Source organism: Saccharopolyspora antibiotica (assembly GCF_047200635.1).
Taxonomy (GTDB): Bacteria; Actinomycetota; Actinomycetes; order Mycobacteriales; family Pseudonocardiaceae; genus Saccharopolyspora_C.
On record NZ_JBJZOI010000016.1, the window covers coordinates 116,960 to 130,709 of the forward strand.

At 72.0% G+C, this 13,750-nt stretch carries 11 protein-coding genes; 10 read left to right on the plus strand and 1 reads right to left on the minus strand.

Annotation, left to right across the window (positions count from 1 at the left end; translation table 11 throughout):
* Positions 1–16 precede the first annotated feature (16 nt).
* From ACL03H_RS15280 to ACL03H_RS15315, 8 genes are all read left to right on the plus strand, one after another.
* Positions 17–2,254 (plus strand): DUF6049 family protein, encoded by a 2,238-nt coding sequence (locus ACL03H_RS15280; RefSeq protein WP_412811922.1) that lies wholly within the window; start codon positions 17–19, stop codon positions 2,252–2,254.
* A gap of 71 nt (positions 2,255–2,325) precedes the next feature.
* Entirely contained in the window at positions 2,326–4,218 is a 1,893-nt protein-coding gene (gene murJ, locus ACL03H_RS15285; RefSeq protein ID WP_412811887.1) for a murein biosynthesis integral membrane protein MurJ, read from the plus strand.
* A 96-nt stretch (positions 4,219–4,314) separates the two neighbouring features.
* Entirely contained in the window at positions 4,315–5,871 is a 1,557-nt protein-coding gene (locus tag ACL03H_RS15290) for a protein kinase family protein (RefSeq protein WP_412811888.1), read from the plus strand.
* A 103-nt stretch (positions 5,872–5,974) separates the two neighbouring features.
* Positions 5,975–6,583 (plus strand): RNA polymerase sigma factor SigM, encoded by a 609-nt coding sequence (gene sigM / locus ACL03H_RS15295; RefSeq protein WP_412811889.1) that lies wholly within the window; start codon positions 5,975–5,977, stop codon positions 6,581–6,583.
* Positions 6,580–7,359 (plus strand): hypothetical protein, encoded by a 780-nt coding sequence (locus tag ACL03H_RS15300; protein WP_412811890.1) that lies wholly within the window; start codon positions 6,580–6,582, stop codon positions 7,357–7,359. Before sigM ends, ACL03H_RS15300 begins: the two co-directional genes overlap by 4 nt.
* 119 nt (positions 7,360–7,478) lie before the next feature.
* Complete coding sequence (gene trxB, locus ACL03H_RS15305; RefSeq protein ID WP_412811891.1) at positions 7,479–8,486, plus strand: thioredoxin-disulfide reductase; 1,008 nt, start codon at positions 7,479–7,481, stop codon at positions 8,484–8,486.
* A 49-nt stretch (positions 8,487–8,535) separates the two neighbouring features.
* Positions 8,536–8,862 carry a thioredoxin gene (trxA, locus tag ACL03H_RS15310; RefSeq protein ID WP_412811892.1) on the plus strand — a complete coding sequence of 109 codons (327 nt, stop codon included), beginning with the start codon at positions 8,536–8,538 and terminating at the stop codon, positions 8,860–8,862.
* A 253-nt stretch (positions 8,863–9,115) separates the two neighbouring features.
* Positions 9,116–10,273: an N-acetylmuramoyl-L-alanine amidase gene (locus ACL03H_RS15315; protein ID WP_412811893.1), complete on the plus strand. Its 1,158-nt coding sequence runs from the start codon at positions 9,116–9,118 to the stop codon at positions 10,271–10,273.
* Between the two features lie 48 nt (positions 10,274–10,321).
* Here the strand turns inward: ACL03H_RS15315 and ACL03H_RS15320 are convergent, their stop codons facing one another.
* Positions 10,322–10,942 carry a GNAT family N-acetyltransferase gene (locus ACL03H_RS15320; protein WP_412811894.1) on the minus strand — a complete coding sequence of 207 codons (621 nt, stop codon included), beginning with the start codon at positions 10,940–10,942 and terminating at the stop codon, positions 10,322–10,324.
* A gap of 267 nt (positions 10,943–11,209) precedes the next feature.
* Here ACL03H_RS15320 and ACL03H_RS15325 point away from each other — a divergent pair, with 267 nt between their 5' ends.
* Complete coding sequence (locus ACL03H_RS15325) at positions 11,210–12,574, plus strand: aminotransferase-like domain-containing protein (protein ID WP_412811895.1); 1,365 nt, start codon at positions 11,210–11,212, stop codon at positions 12,572–12,574.
* 81 nt (positions 12,575–12,655) lie between these two features.
* Entirely contained in the window at positions 12,656–13,606 is a 951-nt protein-coding gene (locus tag ACL03H_RS15330; RefSeq protein WP_412811896.1) for a D-alanine--D-alanine ligase family protein, read from the plus strand.
* Positions 13,607–13,750 lie beyond the last annotated feature (144 nt).

Genomic DNA, 13,750 nt, shown 5'->3' on the forward strand with positions numbered 1-13,750 from the left:
GTGTCTGCTAGCCGCTGTGGTCGCGGTCCTGCTGATCAGCGGGATTCCGATCACCTCGGCGCGCACGGCGAGCGCGCAGAGCGGTGCGAGCACGGCCCGACTGGAAGTGACCGAAGTCACTCCTTCGGTGGTTTCGGGAGGGGCCGGTGAGGTCGCGATCAGCGGCCGGATCACCAACACGACCAGCGACCCGATCAACGGCATCGAGGCCCGGGTGCAACGCGGCTACCCGCCCCAGGCGGTGACCGCCGCCCAGGAGGCGCTGCGCGGCGAGGCCGCCACGGTCAACGAGACCGAGTTCCGCCCGCTGCTGGAGACCCTGGCTCCGGGGCAGCAGGCCCCGTTCGAGCTGCGGGTGCCGCTCACCGGCCCGGACTCGCTGGAGATCACCGAGCCCGGCGCCTTCCCGCTGCTGGTCAACGTCAACGGTCAGCCCGAGGGCGGTGCCCGGGCCCGGATCGGCGAGGCGCACTTCCTGCTGCCGGTGCTGGCCCCGCCCGGTGCTCCGCCCGCGAAGCCGCCGCGGCCGACGCCGATCTCGATGCTGCTGCCGATCGTCGACTACCCGCGGATGCAGCAGGAGGGCACGCCCGGTCAGCGGGCGGTGCTGGCCGACGACGCGCTCGCCGCCTCGCTCACCCCCGGCGGCAGGCTCTACGACCTGGTGCAGTCCGTGGTGGACGGCGCCGGTTCCGGATCACCGCTGGGCAGCGGGCTCTGCTTCGCCGTCGACCCGGACCTGCTGGCGACCGTGCAGGCGATGAGCCGCGGCTACCAGGTGCGCCAGGCCGACGGCGGGGTGCGCGACGGGACCGGCGCGGCCTCGGCGCAGCTGTGGCTGAACAAGCTCCGCGAGGCCACCGAGGGCCGGTGCGTGCTGGCGCTGCCGTACGCCGATTCGGACGTGGTCGCGCTGGAGCACGCGGGCCTGCCCGACCTGGTCAAGGGCTCGCTGGACGGTGCCGGAGTGGTCCAGCAGGTGCTCGGCGTGCAGCCGCGGCGCAGCGTGCTGTGGCCGATCGAGGGCGCGGCGGACGACGCCACGACCCGCAGGCTCGGCGAGTTCGGCATCGACACGATGCTGGTGGAGCCCTCCGCGATGTCCGAGGACGGCCCCGCGCGCCTGAACGGGGACGGGCCGGTGGCGGTGCCGGTGGACCCGCTGCTGTCCGAGGCGCTGGACCCGAGGTACGGCACCCCGCTGGAGACCACCTCCATGTCACCGGACGGCAACGGCGGCGCCGCGGTGCAGAACACCCTCGGCGCGCTCGCCTTCCGCGCCACCGCGGGCGCCCGGGAGGGCGCGACCTCGGTGCTGGCCCCGCCGCGCCGGTGGAACCTCGGCGGTGACGAGCTGCGCTCGCTGCTGGACGGGATGCGCTCGCTCACCGAGGCCGGCTACGTGCGGCCCACCGGGCTGCCGGAGGCCGCCGCGCTGACCGCGCCGGGCGCCCCACCGCTGCCCGAGGCCCGGCTGGCCTACCCGCCGGCCAACGCCGCCGAGGAGATCCCGCAGCCGGTGCTCGACCGGCTCGCCGAGCAGAACTACAAGGTCGGCGACCTCTACCGCTCCAGCCAGCGGGACCCGGCCGCCGACCTGGACCCCGCCGCGCTCACCACCCCGCTGCGCAACGGGTTGCTGCGCGGCGCGTCGAGCGCCTGGCGGGACAACCCGGGGGCGGCGCGGCACTGGGTGCGGGTCGCCACCGACACGCTCAACGGGGTGCTCGCCCGGGTCCGGCTCGACGAGTTCGCCGGCAAGATCACGCTCACGGCCTCGAACGCGCCGATCCCGATGACCGTCACCAACGACCTGCCGGTCACGGTCTCGGTGCGGCTGCGGATCCCGGCCACCGCCGGGCTCGAGACCCGCGACCTCGGCGTGATCCGGGTGCCCGCCCAGGGACGCAGGCACTTCCGGCTGGAGACCGAGGTGCACCGGGCCGGGCAGTTCACCGTCGACGTGGGCGTGACCACCGAGTCGGGCACCGAGCTGGGGCCCGCGAAGCGGATCCAGCTGCAGTCCTACACCTACGACCCGTTCACGGTCGGGCTCACCGCGATCGCCAGCGCGCTGCTGGTGGTCCTGTCCGCGCGCCGCATCCTGCGCAGGCTGCGCGCGCGCCGGGAGCGGCTCGCGGCGGCCGCCGGGAACGCGGGAGAGCAGTCGAGCACCGGTTCGGACGAATCGGGTGCCCGCCCCGAGTCCGTCCCGTCCGGGAGCACCACCGAAGGTGACCGCGGCCCGAGCTGACATCCTGGTTCGGCCACACGCGGGAGTGATATCCCGCGGCGGCGCAGGCGGTGAGTGAAGGGCGCAGGGCAGTGAACCGAGACAGCGACGCGGAAGCACGGCGGAACCCGGCGGGGCCGGGTCCCGGCGCGAACGGTCCCGTCGACGACCTCACCCGGCCGATCCCCCGGGTCGGACCGGGCGGGCCGTCGAGGGTGCCGGTCGAGGAGCGGGGCACCGTCCCGCACCGCGCCGCGCCACCGCCCGGCTGGCACGCCGCCGAGACGCAACCGATCCCGGCCGTGCTGCCCGCGCCCGGGCTGGACCAGGCCGCCGAGCTCGCCGAGGAGCAGACCCGGGTGCTGCGCCCCGCGGGCGGCGCTCCCGGGGGCGGCGGCAAGTCGTTGCTGCGCGCCAGCGGTTCGATGGCCATCGCGACGCTCATCAGCCGCATCACCGGCTTCGGCTGGAAGGTGATGCTGGCGCTGGTCATCGGCTTCGGCGTGCAGAACGACTCGTTCACCGTCGCCAACAACCTCCCGAACAGCGTCTTCGAGCTGCTCATCGGCGGCGTGCTCACCAGCGTGATCGTCCCGGTCCTGGTGCGCGCGCAGAAGTCCGACGCCGACGGCGGCGAGGCCTACATCCAGCGGCTGCTGTCGCTGTCGATCGTGCTGCTGGTGGTGGGCACCGCGCTGGCCGTGGTGGCGGCCCCGGTGCTGGTCTGGCTCTACGTCCGCGACGGCGGTGCCGCGAGCCCCGAGCTCGCCACCGCCTTCGCCTACCTGCTGCTGCCGCAGATCCTGTTCTACGGGATCAGCGCGCTGATGAGCGCGATCCTGCAGGCCAAGCAGATCTTCAGCCCACCGGCCTGGGCGCCGGTGGTGAACAACCTCGTCGTGATCGCCACGATCTGCGCGTACTACGCGCTGCCCGGCGAGCTCACCGTCAACCCCGTGCGGATGACCGACTCGCACCTGCTGGTGCTCGGCATCGGGGTCACGCTCGGCGTGGTCGCGCAGGCCTTCATCCAGGTCCCCGCGCTGCGCCGCACCGGTTTCCGGCTGCGCTGGCGGTGGGGCTGGGACTCCCGGCTCAACGAGTTCGGCGGCCTCGCGCTGTGGATGCTGGCCTACGTCGGCGTCAGCCAGATCGGCCTGATGGTGATGAGCGGCGTGGGCACCCGCGCCGTCGTGTGGTCGATGTACAACTACGTCTGGATGCTGCTGCAGCTGCCCTACGGCGTGATCGGGTTCTCGGTGATGACCGCGATCCTGCCGCGGATGAGCGGCGCGGCCGCCGACCACGACTACCCGAAGGTCGTCTCCGACCTGTCGCTGGGCAACCGGCTGTCGACGGTGACGCTGCTGCCGATCAGCGGCGTGATGAGCGCGCTGGGCCTGCCGCTGGCGCTGGCGCTGTTCTCCGTCGGCAAGAGCAGCGGCGACGCGGACCAGATCGGCGTCGCGCTGGCCGTCTCCGCCTTCGGCGTGCTGCCCTACGCGATCACGATGATGCAGATGCGGGTGTTCTACGCGCTCAAGGACGCGCGGACGCCGACTCTGATCATGGTCGTGATGACGATCGCCAAGATCGCGATGGCGCTGCCGTGCGGTCTGATCGAGGACCCCGAGATGGTCCTGTACGCGCTGGTGTTCATCAACTCGTTCAGCTTCGTGATCGGCTGGCTGGTCGGCGAGATCTGGCTGCGGCACCGCCTCGGCCGGCTGGAGGGCCGCGTCTTCCTGGCCACCTTCGGCAAGACGCTGCTCGCCTCGGTGCTCGGCGGGCTGGGGACCTGGGGGGTCGTGCTCGGGGTGGACGCCCTGATCCCCGGGCCCGCTGGCTCCGGCACCGGGTGGTCGCAGCTGGTCGCGGGCTCGGTGATCGGCTTCGCGCTGACCTTCGGACTCATGATGTTGCTCCGGGTGCGGGAACTGGAGCCTGCGATCGGGCGGCTCACCGCTCTGCTGCGTCGTCGGTGACATCGGCGTCACGTACCCTCGGGGCGGAAGTCTTCTCCCGTGGGGAGGGGGTGTTCAGTGCCCCCCGGCTGGAGCGGGAGGAGCGGGAGAGGGAAGGTGAGCAGCAAACCGACCAGGCAAGCGATGCCGGAACGTGACGCGGGCGAGTCGACGGCGGATGACGCCGAACAGCTGACCCCCGGCGCGGTACTCGACCACGGCCGATACCGCCTGCTGGAGAAGGTCGGCACCGACCCCCGGTGCGATGCGCAGCTGTGGCGGGCCAAGGACGGTGTGCTCGGACGCGACGTCGCGCTGACCATCCTGACCGGGGACCGGTCCCACTCGAACGCGGCCTCCAGCGCGCGGCGCACGCTGGAACGCGCGATGCACGCCAGCACCTTCAACCACGTCGGCGTCGCGCGGGTGCTCGACGTCGTCACACCGGCGCCGGGCGATCCGCAGGGCGTGCTCGGCGTCGTCATCGCCGAGTGGACCCACGGCACGGACCTGATCGAACTCGTGGGCGACGGGCCGCTGGCACCGGGAACCGCCGCACGACTGCTGCAGCCGCTGGCCGCCGCGGTCGAGGCGGCCCACCACGCGGGACTCGTGCTCGGCGCGGACCACCCGCAGCGGATCAGGGTCACGCCCGAGGGCGACGTCCGGATGGCGTTCCCCGGGCCGCTGTCCACGGCCAGCTCCAGCGACGACGTGCGGGGGCTCGGCGCCGCGCTGTACCTGCTGCTGACCGGGCGCTGGGCGTTGGACAACCCGCCGGACGGGTTGCCGACGGCGCCCACCGGACCCGACGGGACCATCGTGGCGCCCCGCACGCTGCGCCCCACCGTGCCGCTGGAGCTCTCCACGGTGGCGCTGCGCGCGCTCGGCAGCCCGGACACGCACGGGACGACCGGCGGCGTGCGCACCGGGGCCGCGGTGCTGCGGGTGCTGGAGCAGCACGCGACCTTCGACGAGCCGACCTCCTCGGCGCCCGCGGGGCCGAGGGAGAACAACGAGGTCTGGAGCACCCAGGACCCCAAGCCGGACAAGATCAAGCGCAAGAAGCTGGCGGTCAGCGTCGGCGCGCTCGCGGTGGCCACGCTGCTCGTCGTCGGCTGGATCGTCGCGAACCTCATCGGCGTGTTCGCGGGCAACCAGTCCGCCGAAGGTCCCTCGGTCACCCTGGACGACGGCAACAGCCGTCCGCCGCCTGCCCCGCAGCAGAACGTCCCGGTGCAGGTCACCGCCGGAACCCCGTTCGTCAAGGAGCAGACCCCGGACAGCCCCGGCAAGCTGGGCAACCTCTTCGACGGCGACCCGTCGACGTCCTGGGCCACCGACTCCTACAACGACCAGTTCGGCACCGGCTTCAAGTCCGGGACCGGCTCGGTGCTGAGCTTCGCGGCGCCGACCACCCTCCGCGAGGTCGTCATCGACTCGGCCAGCCCGGGGACCGTGGTCGAGATCCGCGCGGCCGACGGCAGCAGCCCGAACCTGGAGTCCAGCCCGGTCCTCGGGCAGCAGACGCTCTCCGGCGGCAAGACCGTCATCCCGATCAACGAGGCGCAGCCCACCCAGAACGTGATCGTGTGGATCACCCAGCTCGCGCCCGCCGAGGGCAAGTTCCAGAGCCGGATCAACGAGATCACCTTCTCCGGCACGCCTGCCTGACCGCACGCTCGTCCGACCCGCGCGGGGCCGCCTCCGGCCCCGGCTCCGCGCGGGACCGGCGCGGTGCTCGTGTCCGGGCTCACGATCAGTAGAGTGCTCAACCGTGTCTGCCCCCGTCAGATCGGACGCCGACCTCATCGCGGCGCACACCAGCGGCGACCCGGACGCCTTCGCGGAGTTGTTCCGCAGGCACCGGGACCGGCTGTGGGCCGTGGCGCTGCGCACCATGCGCGATCACGAGGACGCCGCCGACGCACTGCAGGACGCGATGATCTCCGCCTTCCGCAACGCCGGCTCGTTCCGGGCCGAGTCCCAGGTCACCACCTGGCTGCACCGGATCGTGGTGAACGCCTGCTTGGACCGGATACGCCGCCGGCAGGCCAGACCCACGGTGCCCTTGCCGGAGACCGGACCGGCGGAACCCGCCGTGCGCCGCGACGCGATCGACGAGCAGGTCACCCGGATGGCCGTGCAGGACGCGCTGGCCGCGCTGCCGGAGGACCAGCGCGCCGCGATCGTGCTCGTGGACGTCCAGGGCTATTCGGTCGCGGACACGGCGGCCGTGCTCGGCATCGCCGAAGGCACCGTGAAGAGCCGGTGCGCGCGAGGACGGGTGAAGCTGGCCACACTTCTGGGGCACCTTCGGAACCCGAGTGCGGATGCGAACGTCCCAGATGACGCCCATGCCACGCGCCGACGGGAGGGACGATGAGCGGCGAACAACAGCGCCCCGGCACGCCGCAAGGCCCGCCGTACGCGCTGGACCTGGTGGCCGATCTGCACGCGGGAGCACTGGACCCGGAGGAGGCCGAGCGGCTGCTGCCGCGGATCCAGGCCGACCCCGAGGCGGCCGAGCTGCTGGCCGCGCTGGAGGCGACCAGCGCCGAGCTGGGCGAGCTGCCCGCTCCCGAGGTGCCGGACGACGTAGCCGCCCGGCTCGACGACGCGCTGCGCACCGAGCTGCGCTCCTGGTCGATGATCCCCGGCTCGGAAGAACCGGTCGGAGCTCGCCCCGAACCGCGGCAGGAGGCGGAGGTCGTCGACCTCGCCGCCGCCCGGGCCCGGCGCCGGAAGCGGGCGGGCTGGACCGCGGGTCTGCTCACCGCGGCCGCGGCCGTCACCGGGGTCGTGGTGCTCACCACCACGCTCGGCTCCGGCGGATCCGAGCAGGCCGCTCCGCGACCCGGCTCCCCGCCACCGCTGGCGCTGCGGGGGGACACGCTGCCCCCGGACCAGCTCGGCGAGGCCCTGAACTCCGAGCAGTACGGCGCGTTGTCCGATCCGGCGCGGCTGCTCGGTTGCCTGCAAGCCAACGGCATCACCAGCGGGAACCCGCTCGGCGCTCGCGAGGTCACGATCGACGGCGCCCCCGCGAGAGCGCTGATCCTGCCCGGCGGCGGCATCGGGAAGTTCCGCGTTCTCGTCGTGGGCCAGGACTGCGGGCCGGGCCAACCAGCCACGATCTCCGACAGCACGCTGGGGGGCTGATCGGACCGCGCGGGGTCACGGGCGGCCGGCCCGGGAACAGTCACGCCTAGGATCGCGTTGACCCGGATACGCTCGCGCGCCCTGCGCGGCGGGCGGCACGCGACAACGAAAGGGGCGCGGTGACTGGCGACGTCCGAAACCTCATCATCGTGGGCTCCGGCCCTGCTGGGTACACCGCCGCGGTGTACGCCGCGCGGGCCGAACTGGAGCCGTTGGTCTTCGAGGGCACGCAGTTCGGTGGCGCGCTGATGACCACCACTGACGTGGAGAACTACCCGGGCTTCCGCGACGGCATCATGGGCCCCGAGCTCATGGAGCAGATGCGGGAGCAGGCGAAGCGGTTCGGGGGTGAGCTGCGCGCCGAGGACGTCGAGCACGTCGATCTCGCGGGTGACGTGAAGAAGGTCACCGCGAACGGCGTCGAGTACCGGGCCAGGGCGGTCGTGCTGGCGATGGGTGCCGCGGCCCGCTACCTGGGCGTTCCCGGTGAGGAGAAGCTCCTCGGCCACGGCGTGTCCGCCTGCGCCACCTGCGACGGCTTCTTCTTCCGCGAGCAGCACATCGCCGTGATCGGCGGTGGTGACTCCGCGATGGAGGAGGCCACCTTCCTGACCCGGTTCGCCGACTCCGTGACGATCATCCACCGCCGCGACGACTTCCGCGCGTCCAAGATCATGCTGGAGCGGGCGAAGGCGAACGAGAAGATCCGCTGGCGCACCAACGCCGCCGTCACCGAGGTCCTCGGGGACAACGCCGTGACCGGCCTGAAGCTGCGCGACACCGTCACCGGCGAGGAATCGCAGCTGGACGTCACCGGCATGTTCGTCGCCATCGGCCACGACCCGCGCAGCGAACTCGTGCGCGACCAGGTCGAGGTCGACGACGAGGGCTACGTCCTCGTGGAGCAGCCGACGACCCGCACCGGCCTGCCGGGCGTGTTCGCCGCCGGCGACCTCGTCGACCACACCTACCGGCAGGCCATCACGGCCGCAGGGTCCGGCTGCTCGGCCGCGATGGACGCCGAGCGCTGGCTGGCCGAGCACGACCTCAGCGAGAAGGCGCACGTCACGCCCGAGCACGAGGGCGGTGGCTACGCGCCGACCGCCGAGCCCGCCGCGGCGCGCTGACGTTCCCCGCCACGACCCGAATTTCCACACCTTCCCGAGGGAGATGAACATGGCCGGCAACACCGTGACCGTCAGCGCCGACTCGTTCAAGGACGACGTGCTGGGCAGCGACAAGCCCGTGCTGGTCGATTTCTGGGCGACCTGGTGCGGCCCGTGCAAGATGGTCGCCCCCGTCCTGGAGGAGATCGCCGACGAGCACCAGGACAAGATCACCGTCGCGAAGCTGGACATCGACAAGAACCCGTCGATCGCCCGCGACTACCAGGTGATGAGCGTCCCGACGCTGCTGCTGTTCTCCGGCGGCGAGCCGGTCAAGCAGATCGTGGGCGCGAAGCCGAAGGCGGCGCTGCTCTCCGACCTGGAGGACTACCTGTGATCCGCTGCTGACGCCGCGCGACGCAGCCGGAACCCCGCGTTCCCCCGCCCGTGAAAGGGGGACGCGGGGTTCCGTCGTTTCCACCGGTACCGGCCCTGCGATGGGCCGCAGCGCCGCTGCACAACAGGCAAGGCACAATGAGCCGGTGGGTTCGCACCTGAGCCCATCCACCCAAAAGTGGACATTCGGGGGAGTACGACCGTCCTACGCGCCGGGGTTTCCATCATCGGCGCCTGAATCGAGCGAGGAGTGCATGCAGCTGCTCCACCGCGGTGACGTCGGTCCGGCCGTTGCCGAGATCAGGAACACCCTTGCTGCGCTGGGTCTCCTACCGGCCCCCCCTAACGGAACCGCCTCCGGCCCCGCGAGCTTCGACGCGGTGGTGGAACACGCGGTGCGCGTCTTCCAGCAGCGACGCGGCCTGATCACCGACGGCGTCGTCGGCCCCGCCACCTACCGCGCTCTCACCGACGCGCGCTGGCGGCTCGGCGACCGCTCCCTCGCCTACCTGGTGTCCAAGCCGGTCAGCGGGGACGACGTGTTCGCGCTGCAGGAGCGGCTGCTGGAACTCGGCTTCGACGCGGGGCGGCCCGACGGCATCTTCGGCTGGCAGACCGAGCAAGCCCTGCGCAGCTTCCAGCGCGACTACGGCCTGGGCACCGACGGGATCTGCGGGCCCAGCACGCTTCGCGCGCTCAAGCAGCTCGCCCCCAAGGTCCGGGGTGGCCGCCCCGTCTACCTGCGCGAGCAGGAGAAGGTCCGGCGCTCCGGACCGCTGCTGCGCGGCAAGCGGATCGTGCTCGACCCGGGACACGGCGGCACCGACCGCGGTGTGATGTCGGCGGGCGTCAGCGAGGCCGATCTGGCCTGGGACCTGGCCCGCAGGGTCGAGGGCCGGATGGTCGCCACCGGGATGGAGGCGCTGATCTCCCGCGGGCCGCACTCGTGCCCACCGGAGGCCGACCGCGCCGGATTCGCCAACGAGGCGGGCGCGGACCTGTTCCTCTCGCTGCACATGGACGCCAACCCGTCTCCCGTGGCGCAGGGCGTCGCGAGCTTCCACTTCGGCACCGGCAACGGCACCACCTCCACGGTGGGGGAGGCGCTGGCGGGATTCCTGCAGCGCGAGATCGTGGCGCGCACCGGGATGCGGGACTGCCGCATCCACCCGCAGACCTGGGAAGTGCTGCGCCTGACCCGGATGCCGGCGGTGCGCACCGAGATCGGTTACCTCACCAATCCCGAGGACCGGCGGCGGCTGCTCGACCCGGCGTTCCGCGACATCATCGCCGAGGGCCTGCTGGTCGCGGTGAAGCGGCTGTACCTGCTGGGCAAGGACGACCAGCCGACGGGCACCTTCACCTTCGACGACCTGCTCCGCCACGAGCTCACCCGCGCCGAAGGCGCCTGAGCCCCGGCGGCCTCCTCCCGCCGCTCGTCGAGGGGGCCGTCGCACGGATCAGCCGAACACGGGTTCCGCGGTCTTCACCGAGACCGTGCTGAGCAGGCGTTCCAGCGCGGCTTCGACGTCTTCCTTCCAGGAGATCGCCGTCCGCAGCTCCAGCCGCAGCCGCGGGTACTTCGGGTGGTGCTGGACCGTCTTGAAGCCGACCTGCTGCAGGAAGCCGGCCGGGACGAGGCAGCCTTCGGCTGTCTCGTGCAGATCGCCGAACGCCTCGATCGCGCGCACTCCGCGCTTGGTGAGGTCCTTCGCGACGTTCTGCACCAGCACCCGGCCGAGCCCACCGTGCTCGAACTCCGACATCACCCGCAACGAGGTGAGCAGCACCGCGTCCGCGCTGACCGGGCCGGAGGAGAACGCCGCCGCCCGCGGCACCGCGGCGGGCGGCGCGTAGAGCGCGTACCCGGCGGGCACGTTGTCGATGTAGAGGACCCGGCCGCAAGACCCCCAGTCCAGCAGCACGTTCGAGACCCAGGCCTCCTTCTCCAGCCCGGTCTCGCCGAACTCCTCGGCCTGCTCCCGGATGTGCGGCGCGAGTTCCCAGAACACGCAGCGACGGCACTTCGGGGGCAGGTGGTCGAGGTTGTCCAACGTGACGCCGACGACGCGACGCGACACCCTGACCTCCCGCGATTCCGCCAGAACCCACGCACGGCAGGTGGGGCTGCCGCAAGGATAAGCCGCCGCCAGGTTCCGCCGGAAGCACCTCGCCGTTCCCAGTGACACTCGAATTGGTGAGATGGGTTACCGTCGACCCGGTTTGTGCGAGGCGCCCGTTACACGAACCACCTCCGGACGCGATAGCACAGATAGACTCGCGCGACCGTCACCTAGCGGTTACAGGAGACGATCACTACAGCGCACACCCGATCCACGGAGCGCGGAATGTCCGATCACGGCAGCACCCCGACCGATCCGCAGCAGCCAGGCCCCCAGCAGGAGGCCGCGGTCCAGCAGGCAGGAGCGGCGCGCAACCTCGACGCGCACCGCGACCGCTACGCCCAGCGCACCGCAGGCATGACCGCTTCGGAGATCCGGGCACTGTTCGCCGTGGCGAGCCGCCCCGAGGTCGTCTCGCTGGCCGGGGGGATGCCGAACCTCGCCGCTCTGCCGCTGGATTCGCTGGCCACCGAGGTCGCCCGGCTCATCTCCGTCGACGGCCAGGCCGCCCTGCAGTACGGCTCCGCGCACGGCGTGCCGGAGCTGCGCGAGCAGATCTGCGAGATCATGGCCGCCGAGGGCATCACCGGCCACCCGGACGACGTCATGGTGACCGTCGGCTCCCAGATGGCGCTGGACATGGTCACCCGGTTGTTCTGCGACCCGGGCGACGTGGTGCTCGCCGAGGGACCGTCCTACGTCGGGGCGCTCGGCTCGTTCAGCGCCTACCAGGCGAAGGTCGTGCACGTCGCGATGGACGACGACGGGCTCCAGCCCGAAGCGCTGCGGCAGGCCATCGCCGAGGTGACCAGCCGCGGGGAGCGGATCAAGTTCCTCTACACCATCCCGAACTTCCACAACCCCGGCGGCGTGACCCTGGCCGTGGAGCGCCGGGCCGAGGTGCTGGAGATCTGCCGCCGGCACGACATCCTCGTGCTGGAGGACAACCCGTACGGCCTGCTCAGCTTCGACGGGCGGACCTACCCGGCGCTGCGCAGCATGGATCCGGACAACGTGGTCTACCTCGGCTCGTTCTCCAAGACCTTCGCCTCCGGCCTGCGCGTCGGCTGGGTGCTCGCCCCGCACGCGGTGCGGGAGAAGCTGGTGCTCGCGGCCGAGTCGGCGACGCTGTGCCCGCCCACGCTGAACCAGATGATCGTGTCCCGCTACCTGAGCACGCACGACTGGAAGGGCCAGATCAAGACCTTCCGCGAGCAGTACCGGGAGCGGCGCGACGCGATGCTCGGCGCGTTGGAGCAGCACATGCCGGAGGGCTGCAGCTGGACCAAGCCGGACGGCGGGTTCTACGTCTGGCTGACCGCGCCGGAGGGCGTGGACACCAAGGCGATGCTGCCGCGGGCGGTGACCCAGCGCGTCGCCTACGCCTCGGGAACCGGGTTCTACGCTGATGCGCTGGGCTCCCGGCAGATGCGGTTGTCCTACTGCTACCCGACGCCGGAGCGGATCCGGGAGGGCGTGCGCAGGCTGGCGAACACGCTCACCGACGAGATGGAGCTGGTGCGGACCTTCGGCAGCGTGCCGCAGCGCGCGGTGTCCGGGCCCGAGGCTCCGTCCCCGGACACGGCGTAACCTCGTTCCTGCCGCACGATTCGATCGGTCCACTGCGCACCTGGTGCGCAGTGGACTCTTACTTTCAGGGGTGTTCGACTAGTGTCCGATCGTTGGGTCGCCGTGCTGTCCGGTGGGCTGTCGCACGAGCGAGATGTGTCGCTGCGCTCCGGGCGGCGGCTGTCCACCGCGCTTCGCTCCGTGGGGATGACCGTGGGGGAGTGGGACGCCGATTCCCGTCTGCTGTCGCGAATCCAGGACGAGCGCCCGGACGCCGTCGTCATCGCGCTGCACGGCGGTGAGGGCGAGAACGGCTCGGTGCAATCCGTCCTCGACATGCTCGGTGTCCCCTACGTGGGCACCGACCCGCGCGCCTGCCGCCGGGCGTGGGACAAGCCGACCGCCAAGGCCGAACTCGCTCGCGCGGGGCTGAGCACGCCGGACTGGGTCGTGCTGCCGCACGCCACCTTCCGCGAGCTCGGAGCGCAGTCCGTGCTGGACGCCCTGGTCGCCAAGCTCGGGCTTCCGCTGATGCTCAAGCCGGACCAGGGCGGCTCGGCCCTGGGGGCCCGGGTGGTCCGGGACGCCTCCGAGCTGCCCTCGGCGATGGTGGGCGCGCTGGCCTACGGCGACACGGTGCTGGTGGAGCAGTTCATCGAGGGGGTCGAGGTGGCGGTGAGCGTGGTCGACACCGCCGAGGGCCCGGAAGCGCTGCCCGCGGTGCGCATCGAGGCGGCGAACGGGGTCTACGACTACACCGCCCGCTACACCGCCGGGCTCGCCAGCTTCCAGGCTCCCGCCGATCTCGCGCCGGACGTCGCGGAACGGGCAGGGGCGCTGGCCGTGTCCGCGCACCGGCTCCTCGGACTGCGCGACGTCTCCCGGACCGACGCGATCATCGATCGGCACGGGGTGGCGCACTTCCTGGAGGTGAACGTCTCGCCGGGACTGACCGAGACCTCGCTGTTCCCGATGGCGGTGGAGGCGGCAGGCCGCTCGCTCGGCGAGGTGTTCGCCGGACTGGTGGAGAAGGCGATCGCCCGCGGCCGCTGAGCGCGGTGGCGCGGTTCGCCGTGTTTCACGTGAAACGACAGAACGAAAGAAGATGAGCCGCCGATGTCCGTCATCGGCGGCTCTATTTCTGACTCAGAACGCTTGGCTCACCTGCTCGCGCCGAGGCGCACCGAAAGGGGCGAA

What these genes read in the sequence shown, in the direction of transcription:
- ACL03H_RS15300 (WP_412811890.1), top strand. Translation starts at nt 6,580, where the DNA reads ATGAGCGGCGAACAACAGCGCCCCGGCACGCCGCAAGGCCCGCCGTAC.
- trxA (WP_412811892.1), top strand. Translation starts at nt 8,536, where the DNA reads ATGGCCGGCAACACCGTGACCGTCAGCGCCGACTCGTTCAAGGACGAC.
- ACL03H_RS15315 (WP_412811893.1), top strand. Translation starts at nt 9,116, where the DNA reads ATGCAGCTGCTCCACCGCGGTGACGTCGGTCCGGCCGTTGCCGAGATC.
- ACL03H_RS15325 (WP_412811895.1), top strand. Translation starts at nt 11,210, where the DNA reads ATGTCCGATCACGGCAGCACCCCGACCGATCCGCAGCAGCCAGGCCCC.